Origin of the sequence: uncultured Escherichia sp. (genome assembly GCF_948475835.1) — a bacterium.
Classification (GTDB): domain Bacteria; phylum Pseudomonadota; class Gammaproteobacteria; order Enterobacterales; family Enterobacteriaceae; genus ECMA0423.
In genome coordinates, this window is the sequence record NZ_CAOLGM010000010.1 from 26,860 (window position 1) to 50,109 (window position 23,250).

General features: G+C 51.6%; 19 protein-coding genes, 4 tRNA genes and 1 pseudogene. 15 read left to right on the top strand and 9 right to left on the bottom strand.

The genetic code is table 11. The features are described from left to right. The first annotated feature begins 11 nt into the window (after positions 1-11). From rfbA to QZF50_RS03815, 13 genes are all read left to right on the top strand, one after another. Complete coding sequence (gene rfbA, locus QZF50_RS03755; RefSeq protein ID WP_061892613.1) at positions 12-893, top strand: glucose-1-phosphate thymidylyltransferase RfbA; 882 nt, start codon at positions 12-14, stop codon at positions 891-893. Next, positions 871-1,545, top strand: a complete 675-nt coding sequence (gene rffC, locus QZF50_RS03760) for a dTDP-4-amino-4,6-dideoxy-D-galactose acyltransferase (protein ID WP_001145196.1) — start codon at positions 871-873, stop codon at positions 1,543-1,545. The genes rfbA and rffC overlap by 23 nt, the downstream gene beginning before the upstream one ends. A 4-nt stretch (positions 1,546-1,549) precedes the next feature. Next, positions 1,550-2,680 carry a dTDP-4-amino-4,6-dideoxygalactose transaminase gene (rffA, locus tag QZF50_RS03765; RefSeq protein WP_000612036.1) on the top strand — a complete coding sequence of 377 codons (1,131 nt, stop codon included), beginning with the start codon at positions 1,550-1,552 and terminating at the stop codon, positions 2,678-2,680. 1 nt (position 2,681) lies between these two features. After that, the gene (gene wzxE, locus QZF50_RS03770; protein ID WP_000050260.1) at positions 2,682-3,932 is read left to right on the top strand and encodes a lipid III flippase WzxE; all 1,251 of its coding nucleotides are present in this window, start codon (positions 2,682-2,684) and stop codon (positions 3,930-3,932) included. Further along, positions 3,929-5,008, top strand: coding sequence for a TDP-N-acetylfucosamine:lipid II N-acetylfucosaminyltransferase (rffT, locus tag QZF50_RS03775; RefSeq protein ID WP_000217240.1), 1,080 nt, complete (start codon positions 3,929-3,931; stop codon positions 5,006-5,008). The genes wzxE and rffT overlap by 4 nt, the downstream gene beginning before the upstream one ends. Then, the gene (wzyE, locus tag QZF50_RS03780; protein WP_000055132.1) at positions 5,005-6,357 is read left to right on the top strand and encodes an ECA oligosaccharide polymerase; all 1,353 of its coding nucleotides are present in this window, start codon (positions 5,005-5,007) and stop codon (positions 6,355-6,357) included. The genes rffT and wzyE overlap by 4 nt, the downstream gene beginning before the upstream one ends. 2 nt (positions 6,358-6,359) lie before the next feature. Next, positions 6,360-7,100, top strand: a complete 741-nt coding sequence (wecG, locus tag QZF50_RS03785) for a lipopolysaccharide N-acetylmannosaminouronosyltransferase (RefSeq protein WP_001064038.1) — start codon at positions 6,360-6,362, stop codon at positions 7,098-7,100. 190 nt (positions 7,101-7,290) lie between these two features. After that, entirely contained in the window at positions 7,291-8,676 is a 1,386-nt protein-coding gene (locus QZF50_RS03790) for an amino acid permease (protein ID WP_000774731.1), read from the top strand. Positions 8,677-8,778: 102 nt separating this feature from the next. After that, a tRNA-Arg gene (locus tag QZF50_RS03795) sits at positions 8,779-8,855 on the top strand. A gap of 58 nt (positions 8,856-8,913) precedes the next feature. Continuing rightward, positions 8,914-8,989 (top strand) — tRNA-His (locus tag QZF50_RS03800). 20 nt (positions 8,990-9,009) lie between these two features. Next, positions 9,010-9,096, top strand: a tRNA-Leu gene (locus QZF50_RS03805). 42 nt (positions 9,097-9,138) lie between these two features. Then, positions 9,139-9,215, top strand: a tRNA-Pro gene (locus QZF50_RS03810). Positions 9,216-9,361: 146 nt separating this feature from the next. Then, on the top strand, positions 9,362-10,597 hold the full coding sequence (locus QZF50_RS03815; protein WP_000941530.1) for an anaerobic sulfatase maturase: 1,236 nt from the start codon (positions 9,362-9,364) through the stop codon (positions 10,595-10,597). A gap of 107 nt (positions 10,598-10,704) precedes the next feature. Here the strand turns inward: QZF50_RS03815 and QZF50_RS03820 are convergent. The 5 genes and pseudogenes from QZF50_RS03820 to hemC all read right to left on the bottom strand — a co-directional run. Further along, positions 10,705-10,842 (bottom strand): annotated as a pseudogene (locus tag QZF50_RS03820) (arylsulfatase); the annotation flags it as partial. Between the two features lie 678 nt (positions 10,843-11,520). After that, positions 11,521-12,717, bottom strand: coding sequence for a protoheme IX biogenesis protein HemY (gene hemY, locus QZF50_RS03825; RefSeq protein WP_000921791.1), 1,197 nt, complete (start codon positions 12,715-12,717; stop codon positions 11,521-11,523). Positions 12,718-12,719: 2 nt separating this feature from the next. Further along, positions 12,720-13,931, bottom strand: a complete 1,212-nt coding sequence (hemX, locus tag QZF50_RS03830; RefSeq protein ID WP_000139044.1) for a uroporphyrinogen-III C-methyltransferase — start codon at positions 13,929-13,931, stop codon at positions 12,720-12,722. A 21-nt stretch (positions 13,932-13,952) separates the two neighbouring features. After that, a complete protein-coding gene (gene hemD / locus QZF50_RS03835; protein WP_000026061.1) occupies positions 13,953-14,693 on the bottom strand; it encodes a uroporphyrinogen-III synthase in 741 nt (246 codons plus the stop codon). Next, positions 14,690-15,631, bottom strand: a complete 942-nt coding sequence (hemC, locus tag QZF50_RS03840; RefSeq protein ID WP_001307481.1) for a hydroxymethylbilane synthase — start codon at positions 15,629-15,631, stop codon at positions 14,690-14,692. Before hemC ends, hemD begins: the two co-directional genes overlap by 4 nt. A gap of 386 nt (positions 15,632-16,017) precedes the next feature. On the opposite strand from hemC, the gene cyaA reads away from it, so the two are divergent. Next, entirely contained in the window at positions 16,018-18,564 is a 2,547-nt protein-coding gene (cyaA, locus tag QZF50_RS03845; RefSeq protein WP_000281680.1) for a class I adenylate cyclase, read from the top strand. Between the two features lie 39 nt (positions 18,565-18,603). On the opposite strand, the gene cyaY is transcribed toward cyaA, so the two are convergent. From cyaY to QZF50_RS03865, 4 genes are all read right to left on the bottom strand, one after another. Continuing rightward, positions 18,604-18,924, bottom strand: coding sequence for an iron donor protein CyaY (cyaY, locus tag QZF50_RS03850; RefSeq protein ID WP_000999947.1), 321 nt, complete (start codon positions 18,922-18,924; stop codon positions 18,604-18,606). Positions 18,925-18,971: 47 nt separating this feature from the next. Then, positions 18,972-20,285 carry a hypothetical protein gene (locus QZF50_RS03855; RefSeq protein ID WP_000678270.1) on the bottom strand — a complete coding sequence of 438 codons (1,314 nt, stop codon included), beginning with the start codon at positions 20,283-20,285 and terminating at the stop codon, positions 18,972-18,974. Beyond that, positions 20,282-21,790, bottom strand: coding sequence for a hypothetical protein (locus QZF50_RS03860; RefSeq protein WP_000580517.1), 1,509 nt, complete (start codon positions 21,788-21,790; stop codon positions 20,282-20,284). Before QZF50_RS03860 ends, QZF50_RS03855 begins: the two co-directional genes overlap by 4 nt. A 337-nt stretch (positions 21,791-22,127) precedes the next feature. Then, on the bottom strand, positions 22,128-22,682 hold the full coding sequence (locus QZF50_RS03865) for a DUF3304 domain-containing protein (protein ID WP_000522552.1): 555 nt from the start codon (positions 22,680-22,682) through the stop codon (positions 22,128-22,130). Between the two features lie 349 nt (positions 22,683-23,031). On the opposite strand from QZF50_RS03865, the gene QZF50_RS03870 reads away from it, so the two are divergent. Then, on the top strand, positions 23,032-23,235 hold the full coding sequence (locus tag QZF50_RS03870; protein WP_000799884.1) for a lipoprotein: 204 nt from the start codon (positions 23,032-23,034) through the stop codon (positions 23,233-23,235). Positions 23,236-23,250 lie beyond the last annotated feature (15 nt).

A 23,250-nucleotide genomic window follows, 5' to 3' on the forward strand; every position in this document is an offset into this window, starting at 1 on the left:
CGGAGGCAAACATGAAAGGTATTATCCTGGCGGGCGGTTCCGGCACCCGATTGCATCCGATTACGCGCGGCGTATCGAAGCAACTGTTGCCGATTTACGATAAGCCAATGATTTACTATCCGCTGTCGGTGCTGATGTTGGCCGGTATCCGCGAAATTCTCATCATCACTACGCCGGAAGATAAAGGTTATTTCCAGCGCCTGCTGGGCGATGGTAGTGAGTTCGGTATCCAGCTGGAATACGCCGAACAGCCCAGCCCGGACGGTCTGGCGCAGGCCTTTATCATCGGTGAAACCTTCCTCAACGGTGAACCTTCTTGTCTGGTGCTGGGCGATAACATCTTCTTCGGTCAGGGCTTCAGTCCGAAGCTGCGTCATGTTGCGGCGCGCACGGAAGGGGCGACGGTATTTGGCTATCAGGTGATGGACCCGGAACGCTTTGGCGTGGTGGAGTTTGACGACAATTTCCGCGCTATCTCGCTGGAAGAAAAGCCAAAACAGCCGAAGTCAAACTGGGCGGTGACCGGGCTTTATTTCTACGACAGTAAAGTCGTGGAGTACGCAAAGCAGGTGAAGCCGTCGGAGCGTGGTGAACTGGAGATTACCTCCATCAACCAGATGTACCTCAAGGCGGGCAACCTGACCGTTGAACTGCTCGGGCGCGGATTTGCCTGGCTGGACACTGGCACTCACGACAGCCTGATTGAAGCCAGTACCTTTGTGCAGACAGTAGAAAAACGCCAGGGCTTTAAGATTGCCTGCCTGGAAGAGATCGCCTGGCGTAACGGCTGGCTCGATGACGAGGGTGTGAAGCGTGCTGCCAGTTCATTAGCGAAAACTGGCTACGGCCAATATCTGCTGGAGTTACTTCGTGCCCGTCCGCGCCAGTATTGAGCCACTAACCTGGGAAAACGCCTTCTTTGGTGTTAACAGCGCCATCGTGCGCATTACGTCTGAAGCACCGCTCCTGACGCCAGACGTGTTAGCGCCGTGGTCACGGGTGCAGGCCAAAATTGCGGCATCAAATACGGGTGAACTGGATGCCCTGCAACAGCTGGGATTCTCCCTGGTAGAAGGTGAAGTTGATTTGGCACTACCCGTGAACAATGTCAGTGATAGTGGTGCTGTAGTGGCACAAGAGACCGATATTCCCGCATTACGTCAGTTAGCCAGCGCCGCATTTGCGCAAAGCCGTTTTCGTGCGCCGTGGTATGCGCCTGACGCCAGCAGACGCTTTTATGCACAGTGGATTGAAAATGCCGTGCGCGGCACCTTTGATCATCAATGTCTGATTTTACGTGCGGCGTCCGGCGGTATTCGCGGTTATGTCTCTTTACGGGAACTCAATGCGACAGATGCGCGAATTGGCCTGCTGGCTGGACGCGGTGTAGGTGCTGAGCTGATGCAAACGGCGCTAAACTGGGCGTATGCTCGCGGTAAAACAACTTTGCGGGTGGCGACCCAAATGGGCAACACCGCCGCGCTTAAACGATACATACAAAGTGGTGCGAATGTAGAAAGCACCGCGTACTGGTTATACAGGTGATCACATGATTCCATTTAACGCACCGCCGGTGGTGGGAACCGAACTCGACTATATGCAGTCGGCAATGGGTAGCGGCAAACTGTGTGGCGATGGCGGTTTTACCCGTCGCTGCCAGCAGTGGCTGGAGCAACGTTTTGGCAGCGCCAAAGTGTTACTGACGCCGTCCTGCACCGCTTCGCTGGAGATGGCGGCGCTGCTGCTCGATATCCAGCCTGGCGATGAAGTGATCATGCCGAGCTACACCTTTGTCTCCACCGCCAATGCCTTTGTGCTGCGTGGCGCAAAAATCGTTTTTGTGGATGTTCGCCCGGACACCATGAACATCGACGAAACGCTGATTGAAGCGGCGATCACCGACAAAACGCGCGTTATCGTGCCGGTCCATTACGCGGGTGTGGCCTGCGAAATGGACACCATTATGGCGTTGGCGAAAAAGCATAATCTGTTTGTGGTAGAAGATGCCGCTCAGGGCGTGATATCCACTTACAAAGGGCGTGCACTGGGAACCATTGGTCATATTGGCTGCTTTAGCTTCCATGAAACCAAAAACTATACGGCGGGTGGTGAAGGCGGCGCGACGCTGATTAACGATAAAGCGTTAATCGAACGAGCCGAGATCATCCGTGAAAAGGGCACTAACCGCAGCCAGTTCTTCCGTGGTCAGGTCGATAAATATACCTGGCGCGATATTGGCTCCAGCTATTTGATGTCCGATCTGCAAGCTGCGTACCTGTGGGCGCAACTGGAAGCAGCGGATCGTATCAACCAGCAACGTCTGGCGCTGTGGCAAAACTACTACGATGCGTTAGCGCCTCTGGCGAAAGCCGGGCGTATCGAGCTGCCGTCGATTCCCGATGGCTGCGTGCAGAACGCGCATATGTTCTACATTAAACTGCGGGATATTGATGACCGGAGCGCGTTGATTAACTTTCTGAAAGAAGCGGAAATCATGGCGGTGTTCCATTACATTCCGCTGCACGGTTGCCCTGCGGGGGAACGCTTTGGTGAGTTCCACGGTGAAGATCGCTACACCACCAAAGAGAGCGAGCGCCTGCTGCGCCTGCCGCTGTTCTACAACCTGTCGCCCGTCAATCAGCGTACGGTAATTGCGACTTTGTTGAACTACTTCTCCTGATATGTCGTTGGCAAAAGCGTCCTTGTGGACGGCGGCCAGTACACTGGTCAAGATTGGTGCCGGGTTACTGGTCGGTAAGTTGCTGGCTGTGTCATTTGGTCCGGCGGGGCTTGGGCTGGCGGCAAATTTCCGCCAGTTGATTACCGTGCTCGGCGTGCTTGCCGGAGCTGGCATCTTTAACGGTGTAACCAAATACGTTGCCCAGTACCATGATAATCCGCAACAGCTGCGCCGCGTGGTCGGCACTTCATCAGCGATGGTACTTGGTTTCTCTACGCTGATGGCGCTGGTTTTTGTGCTGGCAGCTGCGCCAATCAGCCAGGGATTGTTTGGTAATACCGACTATCAGGGGCTGGTGCGTTTAGTGGCGCTGGTGCAAATGGGGATCGCCTGGGGCAACCTGTTACTGGCGCTGATGAAAGGCTTTCGCGATGCCGCAGGTAATGCGTTATCGCTGATTGTCGGCAGCTTGATTGGCGTTCTCGCGTACTACGTCAGTTACCGTTTGGGCGGTTATGAAGGGGCGTTGCTGGGTCTGGCGCTGATTCCCGCGCTGGTGGTGATTCCTGCCGCCATCATGTTGATCAAACGTGGTGTCATCCCGTTAAGCTATCTGAAACCCAGTTGGGATAACGGTCTGGCAGGGCAGTTGAGCAAATTTACGCTCATGGCGTTGATTACGTCGGTGACCTTGCCTGTTGCTTACATCATGATGCGTAAACTGCTGGCGGCGCAGTATAGCTGGGATGAGGTGGGGATCTGGCAAGGGGTGAGCAGTATTTCCGATGCCTACCTGCAATTTATTACGGCATCGTTCAGCGTATATTTGCTGCCCACGTTGTCGCGGCTAACGGAAAAGCGCGATATCACCCGGGAAGTGGTTAAATCGCTGAAATTCGTCTTACCGGCAGTGGCGGCGGCGAGTTTTACCGTCTGGCTGCTGCGTGATTTTGCTATCTGGTTGCTGTTGTCGAATAAATTTACCGCTATGCGCGATCTCTTTGCCTGGCAGTTAGTGGGTGATGTGTTAAAAGTGGGCGCTTATGTCTTTGGTTATCTGGTGATCGCCAAAGCGTCATTGCGGTTTTATATTCTGGCGGAAATCAGCCAGTTCACTTTATTGATGGTATTTGCCCACTGGCTAATCCCTGCGCATGGTGCACTGGGCGCGGCGCAGGCATATATGGCAACTTATATCGTCTATTTTTCTCTTTGTTGTGGCGTGTTTTTACTCTGGCGTAGGCGGGCATGACTGTACTGATTCACGTACTGGGATCGGATATCCCTCACCATAACCGAACCGTTTTGCGGTTTTTCAATGACGCGCTGGCCGCGACGAGCGAGCACGCGCGCGAGTTTATGGTTGTTGGCAAGGACGACGGCTTAAGTGATAGCTGTCCGGCGCTTTCTGTGCAATTTTTCCCTGGGAAAAAATCGCTGGCGGAAGCGGTCATCGCGAAAGCAAAAGCTAACCGTCAGCAGCGTTTTTTCTTCCACGGTCAGTTCAATCCCACACTGTGGCTGGCTCTGCTGAGTGGTGGCATTAAGCCCAGCCAGTTTTTCTGGCATATCTGGGGGGCAGACCTGTATGAGCTTTCCAGTGGCTTGAGATATAAGCTTTTTTACCCACTACGTCGCCTGGCGCAAAAGCGAGTCGGCTGTGTATTTGCCACCCGCGGCGATTTGAGCTTTTTTGCCAAAACGCATCCAAAGGTGCGGGGCGAACTGCTGTACTTCCCGACGCGGATGGACCCTTCTCTCAATACGATGGCGAACGATCGGCAACGTGAAGGGAAAATGACCATTCTGGTGGGGAACTCCGGTGACCGCAGCAATGACCATATTGCTGCCTTGTGCGCCGTTCATCAGCAATTTGGCGATACGGTAAAAGTGGTGGTGCCGATGGGATATCCGCCTAATAACGAAGCGTACATTGAGGAAGTTCGTCAGGCGGGGCTGGAGTTATTCAGCGAAGAAAATCTGCAAATTTTGAGCGAAAAACTGGAATTTGACGCCTATCTGGCGCTACTTCGTCAGTGCGATCTTGGTTACTTTATTTTTGCCCGCCAGCAGGGCATTGGTACGCTGTGCTTACTGATTCAGGCGGGCATTCCCTGTGTGCTTAACCGGGAAAATCCGTTCTGGCAGGATATGACGGAACAGCATTTGCCGGTGCTGTTTACTACCGACGATCTCAACGAGGATATTGTGCGTGAAGCGCAGCGCCAGTTGGCGTCGGTGGATAAAAACACCATTGCCTTCTTTAGCCCTAACTATCTACAAGGCTGGCAGCGGGCGTTGGCGATTGCCGCCGGGGAGGTCGCATGAGTCTGCTGCAATTCAGTGGCCTGTTTGTTGTCTGGCTGCTCTGCACGCTGTTTATTGCCACGCTGACCTGGTTTGAGTTTCGCCGTGTGCGCTTTAACTTCAATGTCTTCTTTTCATTGCTGTTTTTGCTCACCTTTTTCTTCGGCTTCCCGCTGACCAGCGTGCTGGTATTTCGCTTTGATGTTGGTGTCGCGCCGCCAGAAATCTTGTTGCAGGCGTTGCTTTCTGCGGGCTGCTTCTACGCGGTTTACTATGTCACCTACAAAACCCGCCTACGCAAACGCGTTGCTGATGTACCGCGCCGTCCGCTGTTTACCATGAACCGCGTGGAGACCAATCTTACGTGGGTGATCCTGATGGGCATCGCGCTGGTAAGCGTCGGCATCTTCTTCATGCACAACGGCTTTTTGCTGTTCCGGCTTAACTCCTACAGTCAGATCTTCTCCAGTGAAGTCTCCGGCGTGGCGTTAAAACGCTTCTTTTACTTTTTCATCCCGGCGATGCTGGTGGTCTACTTTCTGCGCCAGGATAGCAAAGCGTGGCTGTTTTTCCTCGTCAGCACGGTCGCCTTTGGCTTGCTGACTTATATGATTGTCGGCGGCACTCGCGCCAATATCATCATCGCATTCGCTATCTTCCTGTTTATTGGCATTATTCGCGGCTGGATTTCGTTGTGGATGCTGGCGGCGGCGGGCGTGCTGGGGATTGTGGGCATGTTCTGGCTGGCGCTAAAACGCTATGGAATGAATGTGAGCGGCGATGAAGCGTTCTATACGTTTCTCTATCTCACTCGCGACACCTTCTCGCCATGGGAGAATCTGGCGTTGCTGTTGCAGAACTACGACAACATCGACTTCCAGGGCCTGGCTCCAATTGTCCGCGATTTCTATGTCTTTATCCCTTCCTGGCTGTGGCCGGGTCGCCCGAGTATGGTGCTGAACTCAGCCAACTACTTTACCTGGGAAGTGCTGAATAACCACTCCGGACTGGCGATCTCGCCTACGCTTATAGGCTCACTGGTGGTGATGGGCGGCGCGTTGTTCATCCCACTCGGGGCGATTGTGGTTGGACTGATCATCAAATGGTTCGACTGGCTGTATGAGCTGGGCAACCGCGAGACTAATCGCTATAAGGCTGCGATATTGCACAGTTTCTGCTTTGGGGCGATCTTCAATATGATCGTGCTGGCACGTGAAGGGCTGGATTCGTTTGTCTCACGCGTAGTCTTTTTTATCGTGGTCTTCGGCGCATGTCTGATGATCGCAAAACTGTTGTACTGGCTTTTTGAAAGCGCCGGACTCATTCATAAACGTACAAAATCATCGCTCCGGACGCAGGTTGAAGGATAACAATGAATAACAACACCACGGCACCGACCTATACGCTGCGTGGCTTACAGTTGATTGGTTGGCGTGATATGCAGCACGCCCTCGATTATCTGTTTGCTGACGGGCAGCTTAAGCAGGGAACGCTGGTTGCCATTAATGCCGAAAAAATGCTGACCATTGAAGATAACGCCGAGGTCAGGGAGTTAATTAACGCTGCCGAATTTAAATATGCGGATGGCATCAGCGTTGTACGTTCAGTACGTAAAAAGTACCCGCAGGCGCAGGTTTCCCGCGTTGCCGGTGCCGATCTCTGGGAAGAGCTGATGGCGCGCGCAGGCAAAGAAGGGACGCCGGTATTTCTTGTGGGCGGTAAACCTGAAGTGCTGGCGCAAACTGAAGCTAAACTGCGCAACCAATGGAATGTGAATATCGTTGGCAGTCAGGATGGTTATTTTAAACCCGAGCAGCGTCAGGCGCTGTTTGAACGCATTCATGCCAGCGGAGCGCAAATCGTCACCGTTGCGATGGGATCGCCAAAGCAGGAGATCTTCATGCGCGACTGCCGTCTGGTGCATCCAGATGCGCTGTATATGGGCGTTGGCGGGACTTACGATGTTTTCACCGGTCACGTAAAACGCGCACCGAAAATCTGGCAAACGCTGGGACTGGAGTGGCTCTACCGCCTGCTTTCGCAGCCGAGCCGCATTAAGCGTCAGCTTCGTTTGCTGCGTTATTTACGCTGGCACTACACCGGCAACCTCTGATTTTCCTCTCTTTGTAAAGCGACGGAGTGGTCACTCCGTCGCCTGTCTGCTTTTTTATTACACAAAGCATTCAAATTTTTAATGCTTTATTTGCCATTTCTCCTGAATTACGAAAACATTCGCAACACTCGATGTACCCATAACGATAACCGGTAACACCGGAAAGCATGCAAACACAACACGAGGATTTATGGCAGATAACAAACCAGAGCTACAGCGTGGGCTGGAAGCTCGACATATCGAACTCATCGCCCTGGGGGGCACCATTGGCGTCGGCCTGTTTATGGGGGCCGCCAGTACCTTGAAATGGGCCGGGCCATCCGTATTGTTGGCCTATATCATCGCCGGGCTATTCGTCTTTTTCATCATGCGTTCAATGGGCGAAATGTTGTTCCTCGAACCGGTTACCGGTTCGTTCGCCGTTTATGCGCATCGTTATATGAGCCCGTTCTTTGGTTATCTCACCGCCTGGTCTTATTGGTTTATGTGGATGGCGGTGGGGATCTCAGAAATCACCGCCATTGGCGTTTATGTCCAGTTCTGGTTCCCGGAGATGGCGCAGTGGATACCCGCATTGATCGCAGTGGCGCTGGTGGCGTTGGCGAATCTGGCGGCGGTGCGGTTGTACGGCGAAATCGAGTTCTGGTTCGCGATGATCAAAGTCACCACGATTATCGTGATGATTGTCATTGGCCTGGGCGTGATTTTCTTTGGCTTTGGCAATGGCGGGCAGTCGATTGGTTTTAGCAATCTCACAGAGCATGGCGGTTTCTTTGCGGGTGGCTGGAAAGGGTTCCTGACCGCGCTGTGTATTGTGGTGGCGTCCTACCAGGGCGTGGAGCTGATTGGCATTACTGCCGGTGAAGCGAAGAATCCGCAGGTGACGCTGCGCAGTGCCGTAGGCAAGGTGCTGTGGCGGATCCTGATTTTCTACGTAGGCGCGATTTTCGTTATCGTCACCATCTTCCCGTGGAATGAAATAGGCAGCAACGGCAGCCCGTTCGTACTGACTTTTGCCAAAATCGGTATTACCGCAGCGGCGGGCATTATCAACTTTGTGGTGCTGACGGCTGCGCTCTCTGGCTGTAACAGCGGCATGTACAGTTGCGGACGTATGCTCTACGCACTGGCGAAAAACCGTCAGTTACCGGCGGCGATGGCGAAAGTTTCCCGTCACGGCGTACCCGTTGCGGGTGTGGCAGTATCTATTGCTATTCTGCTAATTGGCTCATGCCTGAACTACATCATTCCCAATCCGCAGCGTGTGTTTGTCTACGTCTACAGTGCCAGCGTGCTTCCGGGGATGGTGCCATGGTTTGTGATATTGATAAGCCAGCTGCGTTTTCGGCGTGCACATAAAGCGGCGATTGCCAGCCATCCGTTCCGCTCAATCCTGTTCCCGTGGGCCAACTACGTAACAATGGCATTCCTGATTTGCGTTTTGATCGGCATGTACTTTAATGAAGATACGCGTATGTCGCTGTTTGTTGGCATCATCTTTATGCTGGCGGTGACGGCGATTTATAAAGTTTTTGGCCTTAATCGCCACGGGAAAGCGCATAAACTGGAGGAATAAGCAGCAAAACGCACAAACCGTAACCAAACGCGCAATTTATTTAAAAAGGGACTAGACAGAGGGGTGGGAAGTCCGTATTATCCACCCCCGCAACGGCGCTAAGCGCCCGTAGCTCAGCTGGATAGAGCGCTGCCCTCCGGAGGCAGAGGTCTCAGGTTCGAATCCTGTCGGGCGCGCCATTTAGTCCCGGCGCTTGAGCTGCGGTGGTAGTAATACCGCGTAACAAGATTTGTAGTGGTGGCTATAGCTCAGTTGGTAGAGCCCTGGATTGTGATTCCAGTTGTCGTGGGTTCGAATCCCATTAGCCACCCCATTATTAGAAGTTGTGACAATGCGAAGGTGGCGGAATTGGTAGACGCGCTAGCTTCAGGTGTTAGTGTCCTTACGGACGTGGGGGTTCAAGTCCCCCCCCTCGCACCACGACTTTAAAGAATTGAACTAAAAATTCAAAAAGCAGTATTTCGGCGAGTAGCGCAGCTTGGTAGCGCAACTGGTTTGGGACCAGTGGGTCGGAGGTTCGAATCCTCTCTCGCCGACCAATTTTGAACCCCGCTTCGGCGGGGTTTTTTGTTTTCTGTGCATTTCGTCACCCTCCCTTCGCAATAAACGCCCGTAATAACTCATTGCCCCACGGTATGATTTCGCCCTTAACGTATTGAAGGATGACTTCAGGCAAGGAGTGACCATGCTGCAACAGGTTCCAACGCGTGCTTTTCATGTGATGGCGAAACCGAGTGGTTCCGATTGTAATCTGAACTGTGACTACTGTTTTTATCTCGAAAAACAATCCCTTTACCGCGAAAAGCCAGTCACGCATATGGACGATGACACGCTGGAAGCGTATGTCCGTCACTATATCGCTGCCAGCGAACCGCAAAACGAAGTGGCTTTTACCTGGCAGGGCGGCGAACCAACGTTACTCGGGCTGGATTTTTACCGCCGTGCCGTAAAGTTACAGGCGAAATACGGTGCTGGCAGGAAGATAAGTAACAGCTTCCAGACTAACGGCGTGCTGCTCGATGATAAATGGTGTGCATTTCTGGCAGAAAATCATTTTCTTGTTGGGTTATCGCTGGACGGTCCGGCTGAGATCCACAATCAATATCGCGTGACCAAAGGTGGCAGACCAACGCATAAGCTGGTGATGCGTGCCCTGACGCTGCTGCAAAAACATCATGTCGACTATAACGTGCTGGTCTGCGTCAACCGCACCAGCGCGCAGCAACCGTTGCAGGTTTATGATTTTTTGTGCGATGCGGGAGTCGAATTCATCCAGTTTATTCCGGTGGTCGAGCGCCTGGCTGATGAAACAGCTGCCAGCGATGGACTGAAACTACATGCGCCTGGTGATATTCAGGGGGAACTGACGGAATGGTCGGTGCGCCCCGATGAATTTGGTGAATTTCTGGTGGCGATATTCGACCACTGGATCAAACGCGACGTCGGCAAGATTTTCGTGATGAATATCGAATGGGCGTTTGCCAATTTTGTCGGTGCGCCGGGTGCGGTTTGCCATCATCAGCCAACCTGTGGGCGCTCGGTGATTGTTGAGCACAACGGCGACGTTTACGCCTGCGATCACTATGTTTATCCGCAATATCGGCTGGGGAATATGCATCAGCAAACAATTGCAGAAATGATCGATTCCCCGCAACAGCAGGTGTTTGGTGAAGATAAATTTAAGCAATTACCGGCGCAGTGTCGCAGTTGTAACGTGTTAAAAGCGTGCTGGGGAGGCTGCCCGAAACACCGCTTCATGCTCGATGCCAGCGGCAAACCGGGGCTGAATTATTTGTGTGCCGGGTATCAGCGTTATTTCCGCCATCTACCGCCATATCTTAAAGCAATGGCTGATTTGCTGGCGCACGGTCGCCCGGCCAGTGACATTATGCAGGCACATTTGCTGGTGGTGAATAAGTAAAAAAGCGGCCATTTTGTGGCCGCCTGCGGTTGATTGCCGGATGCGGCGTAAACGCCTTATCCGGCCTACATGATCGTGCAAATTCAATAAATTGCAGCGTTCTGTGGATACTGGTTTGGGTGATCGTATCCGGCAAAGCCTTTGCGTGCGGTGGCAGTTGACGGGGTATCTGCTGCGCTGGCCATGAGAGGAAGAGCGGCGGCGACAGCAACAACAAAAAGTTTGGGTGAAAACGAAAATTCCATGCAAAATGCTCCGGTTTCATGTCATCAAAATGATGACGTAATTAAGCATTGATAATTGAGATCCCTCTCCCTGACAGGATGATTACATAAATAATAGTGACAAAAATAAATTATTTATTTATCCAGAAAATGAATTGGAAAATCAGGAGAGCGTTTTCAATCCTACCTCTGGCGCAGTTGATATGTAAGGCAGGTTTATTATATCGCGTTGATTATTGATGCTTTTTTTAGTTTTAACGGCAATTAATATATGTGTTATTAATTGAATGAATTTTATCATTCATAATAAGTATGTGTAGGATCAAGCTCAGGTTAAATATTCACTCAGGAAGTTATTACTCAGGAAGCAAAGAGGATTACAGAATTATCTCATAACAAGTGTTAAGGGATGTTATTTCCCGATTCTCTGTGGCATAATAAACGGGTAGATGCTCATTCCATCTCTTATGTTCGCCTTAGTGCCTCATAAACTCCGGAATGACGCAGAGCCGTTTACGGTGCTTATCGTCCACTGACAGATGTCGCTTATGCCTCATCAGACACCATGGACACAACGTTGAGTGAAGCACCCACTTGTTGTCATACAGACCTGTTTTAACGCCTGCTCCGTAATAAGAGCAGGCGTTTTTTTATGCATCAGAAAGGTCCCGGAGGTGCTTGCCTCCGGGTGAGAAGGAACTACTGTGGTGGGTTGTTCTGCAACGTTAACATCAAACCGTCGCGACGCATCGCTGCAGCTTCTTCCGGCTTGTGCAGTCTGTCCAGCGCGTCGGCAAGCCATGCGTAATCGTAGGCGTCCGGACGTTGTTTCAGCGCCGCGCGGAAGGCGAGCGATGCTTCCTGCCATTCTCCGTGCTTCATCAGTGACTGGCCCAGTGTGCTCCACAACAGCGGGCGATCGCCGACGTTTTTGATCTGCTGGCGCAGCACTTTTTCCAGCTGTTCCGGATTGTTGGTTTTCAGTCGAGGAATCGGCAGCAGTAGGCGATCGTCGTACTGGCGTTTCAGGCCATCGATGATAATTTGCTGGGCAGTATCATGATCGTCACATTCAATAAGATGTTCCGCCATTGCCACCTGCAACGCTACCTGATGACGCGTTTTCCGGCTTTGGTTTTTCCACCAGTTACGCAAACCTTCACTACCGTTATCGGCACGCGCCTGATCCATCAGGCCAATCCATGCCTGTTGTTCCAGCATTGCACGATGTTCTTCATCACCAACATGGGCTTTCGCCATTGATGGGATGATATCCAGCAGAGAACTCCATGCACCTGTGCGGATATACGCCTGTTCCGCCAGACGTAATACTTCCGGATGGCGTGGCGTAACTTCCAGCAGCTTATCCACGCCGTGGCGTGCAGCATGGTTTTCATTACGGGCCAGTTGCAGACGTACACGGGTGATTTCTACCGGAATGGTGTCATTGCCGGCCAGCTCTGCTGCGCGTTCCAGATGTTGGTTGGCGCGTGCTTCATCACCACGTTGTTGCGCGGCTTCGGCAGCCAGTAGATAGTTCACCACCGGTTGTTCCGCGTGATCGGCATTTTTCGCCATCAGCTTTTCAACTTGCTGATAATCGCCTTCCGCCAGTTTCAGCAGCGCCTGTTCGGTCTGCTTACGGGCACGGCGACGCTTACGTCCGACAAACCACCCACGTGTGTGTGCGCCTGTGCGGAAGATCCGCCGCAGTAGCCACTCAATGGCAAACAGCACTACCATCGCCAGAATCAAAATAATCGCCAGGCCCGTGACGCTGGTTTCGATATTGTAGTTGTCAGTCTGGATCAGCACGTAACCCTGATGACCGGCAATCATCGGGCCAACCACTATCCCCGCAATCAGCAAAACAAAGAGTAATAACACTTTTAGCATGGTTATTCTCCTTGCGGCGCGGCTGCCGGAGTATCACCTTGCGGTGCAGGTGCAGGTGCAGGTGCAGGTGCAGGTGCAGGTGCAGGTTTAGCTTCCGTTGTCCCCGCTGCCGGTTGTGCCAGCAGGTTACGCACGCGGGTCTGCATCAGTTTTTCCAGCATCGCCTGGCTTTGCAGGGTTTCCGGAAGATCCATCGAGATATTTTGCTGGCTTAACTGGTCCACCTCGTCGAGGAACGCTTTGGTGGTGGCATCATCAGTATCGTAGTAAGCTCGTACCCAGGTGGAGACGTTCTCCAGCGCCTGGCGATAAGTCTCTTCCTGGTGACGCGGTACAGCTTGTGCTGCGACCAGCAGGCGAGAGCGAATATTTTCGCGCAGATAGATATCCTGATTTGGCGCTAACAGCGGTACGGCGGTGTCATCACGACGGCGAATCGTAATGAAGTTGTCCATAAAGTTCTGCCAGCTTTTTTGCAGATTGATACGCCATTCGCTGATGGAACTGGAAAGCTCTTCACCGTCGGAATCCATCGGCGAACCATCGCTGTCATTATCGGCCAGACGCAGGTTATCTACCTGATTTGAAAGCTGATTAAGCTTAAGGATGATGCCGTCATAATCCACCTGCGAAACTGCAGAAAGGCTGGCGATATCATCGGTAATTGCCCGACGAACGGTAATCAGACTCGGGTCATTCATATCCGCCAGGCTGGCATCTGCACTTTTCAGCAACGCTGCAGCGGTCGTGACGTCCTGATCGCTCCACAGCTTCCGTCCGGCGAGTTTCACCAGAAAATCGGCCTGAGCCAGCAGCCAGGTTTTAGCATCGCTGCCGGAAATGGTGGCGACCTTTTGTTGGACTTCATCCAACTGTTTTGCCAGCGTTTCTTGCTGACGATTCGCCTGCTTAAGCTGTGCAGCTTGTTGCTTAATAATGCCTTCCAGCTCGGCTTTTTGGCTCTCCTGGGCTTTTTGCAATGCCGTCAGTTGGTTAGCCAGGGCATCGCTGGTGGCGGTCTGATTGACGGCCTGTTGTTTACCCCAGCCATACAAACCGACGCCCGCCGCCAGAGCAATAGCGATAGCCACCGCGCTGAGAATCAATGCGGTATTGTTCTTACTCTTTTTTTCTGTTGCGACAGGTTGTGACGTGGTGTCCACGGCCTCCCTGGTCTCTTCAACCACGGCGGAGGTTTTTTCTTGTTCCGTCATTATGGCTTCCTGTTATGAGAGTTATTGTAATGCCCGTAAAAGCGCATCGTTGTCAGCGTTATCGGCGACCTTAATGTCTTGCCAGCCCAGTTCCCGGGCGAGTTTCGCCAAACGCTCACTGACGACCAATAGTCGACAGTGTAGTAACCAGTGCTCACGATACCATTGTGGGATCAGCGACCAGAGTTGCTGCAACATTTCACCGCTGGTAACAACGACCATCGTCACCTCGCGGGATTGCCAGCGCATCGCTTCTTCTGCACCATCGTAATGGATTGCGCATCGTTGATAACATTCACAAAAAGTGACCTCAGCACCGCGCGCTGTCAGGGTATCCCCAATTAGCTCACGACCGCCATTGCCACGTAATATCAGCGCACGTTTGCCCGCAATATTTTGTAATTCAGGTAATTGTAGCAAGACTTCGCTGATTTCCCGATCCTGCGGGTAGAGAATCTTCTGTCCGCTTACGGTATGTAGCGCCAGTGCGGTGGTGCGTCCAATGGCGAAATAATCAGGTAGTCGGGGCCATTTACGATCTTGCTGATGCAGCTGTGATTGGGCAAAAGCAACCGCGTGTTGCGAGAGGGCAAACAACAGATCGCTCTCCCCCAGCGCCGCCAGTTGATCAGCAAGTTGCGGTAATTGTCGACCCGGAGAAAACTCAATCAGCGGAAAATGCCAGGCCACCTGCCCCAGTGTGCGCAGACGGCTCACTAACTCTTCTCCAGCGGGAGACGGGCGGGTGACCAGGATACTCATGCCGGGGCGTCTCCGTTATAGACTTCAGCGAGGATCTCGCGCGCGCCGTTATTCAGTAGCTCTTCTGCCAGCGAAATCCCCATTTGTTCGGCATTTTGCGGCGCACCGCGGCGTTCACCGCGAATAATCTGCGAACCGTCCGGCGCGCCGACCAGCGCACGCAGCCAGATTTCACCATCAATAAGCTCGGCGTAGCTACCAATTGGCACCTGACATCCACCTTCGAGACGGGTATTCATGGCGCGTTCTGCGGTAACGCGCAGTGCAGTTTCGTGGTGATTCAGCGCGGCAAGCAGCTCGCGAGTGCGCGTATCATCAAGGCGGCATTCAATACCGACTGCACCTTGTCCTACCGCCGGAAGAGAAATCTCGGGTGGTAACGCGGCGCGAATGCGGGACTCCAGACCTAAACGTTTTAGTCCGGCTACGGCAAGAATGATGGCATCGTATTCGCCGTTATCTAGTTTGCTCAGGCGAGTGCCGACGTTGCCGCGCAGGGAGCGGATAATCAGATCCGGGCGGCGTTCAGCCAGTTGGCACTGGCGACGTAAACTGGACGTCCCGACGATACTGCCTGCCGGTAACGCATCCAGACTGTCATAATTATTGGACACAAAGGCATCGCGAGGATCTTCACGCTCACAAATAGTGACCAACCCCAGACCTTGCGGGAATTCAACCGGCACATCTTTCATTGAATGTACGGCGATATCGGCGCGATTCTCCAGGAGCGCGACTTCCAGCTCTTTTACAAATAAGCCTTTTCCGCCTACTTTCGCCAGCGGCGTATCAAGAATCACATCGCCGCGCGTCACCATCGGTACCAGTTCAACCACCAGGCCCGGATGGCTCGCCATCAACTTGTCTTTGACATAGTGTGCCTGCCAGAGTGCAAGTGGGCTTTGGCGTGTGGCAATTCTTAAAACATTGTCTAACATGCTTGTTACCGTCATTATCATCCGTGGTCCATCCTAACATCCTTGCCAGAGTGATGTCAGTGTTGTGGTGAAACGTAGACGCCTGCGCAAATCGTAAAATGAGGTCTGGCAGTGGATCCTGACAGGCGTTTCACGCCGTCGTAATAAGGAATTTACAGAGAATAAACGGTGCTACACTTGTATGTAGCGCATCTTTCTTTACGGTCAATCAGCAAGGTGTTAAATTGATCACGTTTTAGACCATTTTTTCGTCGTGAAACTAAAAAAACCAGGCGCGAAAAGTGGTAACGGTTACCTTTGACATACGAAATATCCCGAATGCCGCGTGTTACCGTTGATGTTGGCGGAATCACAGTCATGACGGGTAGCAAATCAGGCGATACGTCTTGTACCTCTATATTGAGACTCTGAAACAGAGACTGGATGCCATAAATCAATTGCGTGTGGATCGCGCGCTTGCTGCTATGGGGCCTGCATTCCAACAGGTCTACAGTCTACTGCCGACATTGTTGCACTATCACCATCCGCTAATGCCGGGTTACCTTGATGGTAACGTTCCCAAAGGCATTTGCCTTTACACGCCTGATGAAACTCAACGCCACTACCTGAACGAGCTTGAACTGTATCGTGGAATGTCAGTACAGGACCCACCGAAAGGTGAGCTTCCAATTACTGGTGTATACACCATGGGCAGCACCTCGTCCGTAGGGCAAAGTTGTTCCTCTGACCTGGATATCTGGGTCTGTCATCAATCCTGGCTCGATAGCGAAGAGCGCCAGTTACTACAACGTAAATGTAGTCTGCTGGAAAGCTGGGCCGCCTCGCTGGGTGTGGAAGTCAGCTTCTTCCTGATTGATGAAAACCGCTTCCGTCATAATGAAAGCGGCAGCCTGGGGGGCGAAGATTGTGGCTCCACCCAGCATATACTGCTGCTTGACGAATTTTATCGTACCGCCGTGCGTCTCGCCGGTAAGCGTATTCTGTGGAATATGGTGCCGTGCGACGAAGAAGAGCATTACGACGACTATGTGATGACGCTTTACGCGCAGGGCGTGCTGACGCCAAATGAATGGCTGGATCTCGGTGGCTTAAGCTCGCTTTCTGCTGAAGAGTACTTTGGTGCCAGCCTTTGGCAGCTCTACAAGAGTATCGATTCCCCATACAAAGCGGTACTGAAAACACTGCTGCTGGAAGCCTATTCCTGGGAATACCCGAACCCACGTCTGCTGGCGAAAGATATCAAACAGCGTTTGCACGACGGCGAGATTGTATCGTTTGGTCTCGATCCATACTGCATGATGCTGGAGCGTGTTACTGAATACCTGACGGCGATTGAAGATTTTACCCGTCTGGATTTAGTACGTCGCTGCTTCTATTTAAAAGTGTGCGAAAAGCTCAGCCGTGAACGCGCCTGTGTAGGCTGGCGTCGCGCAGTGTTGAGCCAGTTAGTGAGCGAGTGGGGTTGGGACGAAGCTCGTCTGGCAATGCTCGATAACCGCGCTAACTGGAAGATTGATCAGGTGCGTGAGGCGCACAACGAGTTGCTCGACGCGATGATGCAGAGCTACCGTAATCTGATCCGCTTTGCGCGTCGCAATAACCTTAGCGTCTCCGCCAGTCCGCAGGATATCGGCGTGCTGACGCGTAAGCTGTATGCCGCGTTTGAAGCATTACCAGGTAAAGTGACGCTGGTAAACCCGCAGATTTCACCCGATCTCTCGGAACCGAATCTGACCTTTATTTATGTGCCGCCGGGCCGTGCTAACCGTTCAGGTTGGTATCTGTATAACCGCGCGCCAAATATTGAGTCGATCATCAGCCATCAGCCGCTGGAATATAACCGTTACCTGAACAAACTGGTGGCGTGGGCATGGTTTAACGGCCTGCTGACCTCGCGCACCCGTTTGTATATTAAAGGTAACGGCATTGTCGATTTGCCTAAGTTGCAGGAGATGGTCGCCGACGTGTCGCACCATTTCCCGCTGCGCTTACCTGCACCGACACCGAAGGCGCTCTACAGCCCGTGTGAGATCCGCCATCTGGCGATTATCGTTAACCTGGAATATGACCCGACAGCGGCGTTCCGCAATCAGGTGGTGCATTTTGATTTCCGTAAGCTGGATGTCTTCAGCTTTGGCGAGAATCAAAATTGCCTGGTAGGTAGCGTTGACCTGCTGTACCGCAACTCGTGGAACGAAGTGCGTACGCTGCACTTCAACGGCGAGCAATCGATGATCGAAGCCCTGAAAACTATTCTCGGCAAAATGCATCAGGACGCCGCACCGCCAGATAGCGTGGAAGTCTTCTGTTATAGCCAGCATCTGCGCGGGTTAATCCGTACTCGCGTGCAGCAACTGGTTTCTGAGTGTATTGAACTGCGCCTTTCCAGCACCCGCCAGGAAACCGGGCGTTTCAAGGCGCTGCGCGTTTCTGGTCAAACCTGGGGCTTGTTCTTCGAACGCCTGAATGTATCGGTACAGAAGCTGGAGAACGCCATCGAGTTTTATGGCGCTATTTCGCATAACAAACTGCACGGCCTGTCAGTGCAGGTTGAAACCAATCACGTCAAATTACCGGCGGTGGTGGACGGCTTTGCTAGTGAAGGGATCATCCAGTTCTTCTTCGAAGAAACGCAAGACGAGAATGGCTTTAATATCTACATTCTCGACGAAAGCAACCGGGTTGAGGTGTATCACCACTGCGAAGGCAGCAAAGAGGAACTGGTGCGTGACGTCAGTCGCTTCTACTCGTCATCGCACGACCGCTTCACCTACGGCTCAAGCTTCATCAACTTCAACCTGCCGCAGTTCTATCAGATTGTGAAGGTTGATGGTCGTGAACAGGTGATTCCGTTCCGCACAAAATCTATCGGTAACATGCCGCCTGCCAATCAGGATCACGATACGCCGCTATTACAGCAATATTTTTCGTGATGAACGTGCCGGAAAGCGAGGCTTATCCGGCATGCAATCTTAGCGGAAACTGACTGTTTCACCCGCCTGCTGTGTCGCCGCCTGTTCCAGCAAATCCCAGAAGGTTTCGCCGCTGCGATCGCAAATCCACTCATCGCCTTTCAGATCAAAATGGTAGCCGCCTTGTTTGGTTGCCAGCCATACCTGGTGCAGCGGTTCCTGGCGGTTGATAATGATTTTGCTGCCGTTTTCAAAGGTAATGGTCAGCACGCCGCCGTTGATTTCGCAGTCGATATCGCTGTCGCCATCCCAGTCGTCCAGACGCTCTTCAATGGTCAGCCACAGTTGATCAGCCAGGCGATGAAATTCACTGTCGTTCATTGTTGTATCCTGTTTTTAAGTGATGGCGGCAGTATAGCGGCATGGGGTCAGGGCTTCAAAGTTTGCACCTCTGCTGCTGCGTTCCGGCATGATTCATCCGTCACCGGAATAATGATGTCTCTGTTTTGAACTTCACGTACGTTCTCCTCTCTGACACGAGTTTTCGCCGGGCAGGGGGAGGGCGTAATCCTTACCTCTGTATCGGTCCATGTATAAACATTGCGATCGTCATAAGCGAAGCGATCGTTTTTAGTTAGCGGACCGTTAACTGGAATAATTTGCAAGCTCTTTGACCGTAATTGGCGGATAAAGTAAGCATGTTGTTTGCCGCCATTAAATGAGCGATCAATGACCAGGTCTGGCGTATCCAGCGGGATTATCTCAAGCTGGTCTTCACCAAATATCGATAATTTTGTTACATACAGCCGATCTTTATATTGCGCAATATTGCCAGTAATCAGATGAAATTGTTCAGGTTCAATACCTGGTAGGTCTATCCACTTGCTCCACTGACGGTCGGACGTGAGCTGTTTACGCCAGCGAACGCGACTTTCCCCTACTTCAAAAGAGACGTCATCATCTACGGGTATCGCTTTGCCTGATAATTGACCAAAGGGATAACGATACATACCCTTATTGTCGCGAAAAACCAGCAGTGAATGAGGTATCCAGCGAATTATCTCAAATGAGTCTGCATTCGCCGTAAGGTGAACGCCATTTAAATAAATATTCTGCCCACTGCGGATAAGCAGATCATTGGAATACAAATTTCTGTTTACACTCATAAGACGTGGATTAATACCCCACCATCTTTTTTCTAATACAGTAACATTACTGCTGCTCCCCTGACGTCGACCGGACAAATAGAGATTTTTACTATCCACCAGCGTGGTAGAGTTACCTTCGATAGCTTTTAGTGTCGCCAGATCAACACGTGACGCGCCGCTATTACTTTCGGTGCGCTGTCCGTCAAAATAGAGGCTATATTTATCGACCGCGAAGCGGCCCATAGCCTGAAAGCTGGCAATATCGACAGTGGGGGTTCCCGGTGGATTGCTAACGATTTTGCCACGCCAGAGAATAACGCGGCCGTCTGTCACCCAGTGGTATTCCTCATTTTTTATGCTTATTTCATCGGAAGGTATATAACCCGTTTTCCCAGAGATATTTTTCACAAGGCGCAAATCGGCCCTGCTCATCTCCGGAAACTGGGCAATGATTTTCTTATCCCCCCAATAACCTTTACCGTAAGACATAACACCGTGATCATTGTAATAGTCGAACCCTATGGCCTGTACAGCAGGCGTCAGAAATGTGTGTCCCAACAGGATGAGTGCAACTGTGATTATTTGACCCTTCATTTTGTCGCCTCATTGCGCGGGGCAGGAATAAATTCGCCGTCATCAGTAATTTTTCCGTCCAGATATCCCGTTTTGTAATTTACGCCATAGCCATATCCCGAATGTTGTTCCTTCCAGATTAAGCGAACTTGTTTCGGATCAGCGGTGCGGTATCGCCAGAGCTGCGCGCCATCAAAGCTGTAAATGTAGCGGTTATCGCGGGCATACCATCTGCGCAAAAAGGGATGGTCATTAAGATGGGCTTCGCGTTCATCCGGAGAACGGTTATCCAGTAAGATCAGCGGTCCGTCAGATTCAAACACATGTAAACCGGAATGGTATGGCCACCCTTCGGCACGCGTAAGTAAATAGCCGTGGCGTTTCCCGGCGTTGAAACGTTTGTTGATAATAAGATTGGGATCATCAAGTTTCACGATTTCCAGCTTGCGGTCACCAGACTCTGTTTCGATGATGGTATAAAGCGAGTCCTGATACTGGGCGACAGCATCACTGATGGGTTGAAACTGCTCCGGATCGAGTCCGGGTAATTCTTCCTGTTTACAAGCAGGTCCTTTACGCCAGAACACTTTCTTTTCCAGCAGAGAAAAATCCAGACAGTGCTTTGTTAAATCTTCATCCCACGCCAGATTTTCCTTGTCGAGGACTTTACGCTGCAGCCCGTTTTTATCACGCCAGGTCAAGAGTGAGCCGGGCATCCAGCGCACGACGGAAAAGGTGTCCGGGTCGGCATCAAGCTGTTCGCCGTTGATCAGGATTTTGGTCCGTGTACGAGCCAGGGTATCCCAGGGGCCAAATGGCATAGCCACACAGGGATTAAACGCGGTAGAAAACTTTCCTCGCTGATCCCATGACTTTTGTGCCAGCACACGGAAACTATCGGGATCTGCGAGGCGATGCCCATTGATATACAAGAAATTAGCGTCACGTAATATCAGCCCCAGTAAGTCAGGATCCCAGGGAGGCCGGAATTCCACCTGATGCAGTGTTTTGATATCTAAGCGATTTCCCCCGCCATTGTTATCTGTGCGCTTGCCTTCGAAATAGAGACTGTGTTTATCTGCGGCAAAATCACCCCACGCCTTGAACGAGGCGACATCGACGGGAGGTTTGTCTGGCGGGTTTTGCACAACTTCACCCGCGTAGAGGATATAGCGACCATCGCTATGCCAGGAGTAATGAGGATACCAGGCCTGTGCGCCTTCATAGAGGTAGTCGGTTGTCAGATCAGTCAGAGGAGGTACTTTATCCCATTTGTCTAGTGTTGTCGGGTCTATTAATAAATTGGGTAAACGGCGCAAACTTTTGTAATTCACGTCAGGAAGAGAAAGATTTGTTTCTTTATAAGGGCGCAGGTATACCACGCCTTTTCCCTGTTTCTGGTAAATATTATGTTCAGGCGGATCAAGCCGACATCCCCATGCCGACGATAAAAACAATGAACAAGACAACAAACAAACCACATTGCGATAGTGCATAAAGCCATCCTGGCGCGAGGTGCCGATCACGAAACTACCAGCAGAACATAATTCCTCGCACGTAAGCGTAACTTTTGCGGCAAATCGTCACTTTTCAGAATCTATAAAGGCCATCGCTATTTTCTGATAGTTGCTGGGGTAAACTTGAGGTTTTCATTCATGATATAAATACGAGCTACTGCGCCATGGTGTGACTGATCACGTTAAAATGTGCCGGATTGACGCCGGGAAGGGTGTCAACATGCGACTCTGCCCACCGTTACCTACTTTATTGTCTTTCGCGTGTTGTACTTAGGTCCCACCACCGGTATCTAACATTCCCCACATTATTACGCTTTCTGCCGAACGTGATTTTTATAGAAATCTATCAATTCATTTTCCCTGTACCATAAAGTTTATCTTTCACATCCTGCCGAACGCGGGTCTTGTACCCCCCGTTGTGAAGATCTTCATACGGAGAAAAAGAATCTTTACTCCACCCCAGCAGCACTTTATCGCCAGGCATAAAATGCACATGCAGAAAATCTTCTCCCCATTCTCTTTTGGGGAGAGGTAACGTCATATTCCGTTTCTCCAGACGCATTCCAGCATTATACTGTGTACGAGTAGTACTTAATGTCCAGATAACCTCTGCCGTATCCCCACTGACATCACCACAACAGGTGATTGAACCGCCACCATTTGCAAAAGCATTCGCGCCCGCCACGCCGTTAACACTGAATCCCAGTATCGGACGGTCAATTTCACTGTGGATTTCCAGAATCACTCCACCTCTTGGTCCTCCCCATACTGCCTGTCCTATATTCCACAACACGACCAGTACCGGAACGACAATTAACGTCCGCCATACCCAGCGCCCCCAGCGGGCATAACCGCGCGTAAGCTTTTGGTCAAATTTTTCCAGTTGGGTAAATAGCCCCATCAGATTTTATTCCCTCTTATCACCAGGTTGGCAAAGTTGTATGTCACTGGCGACTAAGGTCAGACAACGAAATTGCATGGTGCGCCACTCTATTAAAAGCCCCATGCCGACGATAAGAACAATGAACAAGACAACAAACAAACCACATTGCGATAGTGCATAAAGCCATCCTGGCGCGAGGTGCCGATCACGAAACTACCAGCAAAACATAAATCCCCACGTGTAAGCGTTATACTCGCAGCATTTCCTCACTTTTCAGACTTCATAAAGAGTCGCTAAACGCTTGCTTTTACGCCTTCTCCTGCGATGATAGAAAGCAGAAAGCGATGAACTTTACAGGCAATCCATAATGAAAAACGTGTTTAAGGCACTCACTGTATTAATTACTCTCTTCAGCCTGACGGGCTGCGGTCTGAAAGGTCCGCTCTATTTCCCGCCTGCAGATAAAAACGCACCGCCGCCGACCAAACCGGTAGAGACGCAAACGCAATCCACGGTGCCGGATAAAAACGATCGCGCCACTGGCGATGGTCCATCCCAGGTGAATTACTAAAAGTCAGTTTCTGTA

Bases quoted from the DNA above. Each gene is read 5' to 3' on its own strand.
- wzyE (WP_000055132.1), top strand. From the start codon at position 5,005: ATGAGTCTGCTGCAATTCAGTGGCCTGTTTGTTGTCTGGCTGCTCTGC.
- QZF50_RS03865 (WP_000522552.1), bottom strand. From the start codon at position 22,682: ATGGGGCTATTTACCCAACTGGAAAAATTTGACCAAAAGCTTACGCGC.
- QZF50_RS03870 (WP_000799884.1), top strand. From the start codon at position 23,032: ATGAAAAACGTGTTTAAGGCACTCACTGTATTAATTACTCTCTTCAGC.
- cyaY (WP_000999947.1), bottom strand. From the start codon at position 18,924: ATGAACGACAGTGAATTTCATCGCCTGGCTGATCAACTGTGGCTGACC.
- QZF50_RS03790 (WP_000774731.1), top strand. From the start codon at position 7,291: ATGGCAGATAACAAACCAGAGCTACAGCGTGGGCTGGAAGCTCGACAT.
- hemY (WP_000921791.1), bottom strand. From the start codon at position 12,717: ATGCTAAAAGTGTTATTACTCTTTGTTTTGCTGATTGCGGGGATAGTG.
- QZF50_RS03855 (WP_000678270.1), bottom strand. From the start codon at position 20,285: ATGAAGGGTCAAATAATCACAGTTGCACTCATCCTGTTGGGACACACA.
- wzxE (WP_000050260.1), top strand. From the start codon at position 2,682: ATGTCGTTGGCAAAAGCGTCCTTGTGGACGGCGGCCAGTACACTGGTC.
- rffA (WP_000612036.1), top strand. From the start codon at position 1,550: ATGATTCCATTTAACGCACCGCCGGTGGTGGGAACCGAACTCGACTAT.
- rfbA (WP_061892613.1), top strand. From the start codon at position 12: ATGAAAGGTATTATCCTGGCGGGCGGTTCCGGCACCCGATTGCATCCG.
- wecG (WP_001064038.1), top strand. From the start codon at position 6,360: ATGAATAACAACACCACGGCACCGACCTATACGCTGCGTGGCTTACAG.
- rffT (WP_000217240.1), top strand. From the start codon at position 3,929: ATGACTGTACTGATTCACGTACTGGGATCGGATATCCCTCACCATAAC.
- hemX (WP_000139044.1), bottom strand. From the start codon at position 13,931: ATGACGGAACAAGAAAAAACCTCCGCCGTGGTTGAAGAGACCAGGGAG.
- hemC (WP_001307481.1), bottom strand. From the start codon at position 15,631: ATGTTAGACAATGTTTTAAGAATTGCCACACGCCAAAGCCCACTTGCA.
- hemD (WP_000026061.1), bottom strand. From the start codon at position 14,693: ATGAGTATCCTGGTCACCCGCCCGTCTCCCGCTGGAGAAGAGTTAGTG.
- QZF50_RS03815 (WP_000941530.1), top strand. From the start codon at position 9,362: ATGCTGCAACAGGTTCCAACGCGTGCTTTTCATGTGATGGCGAAACCG.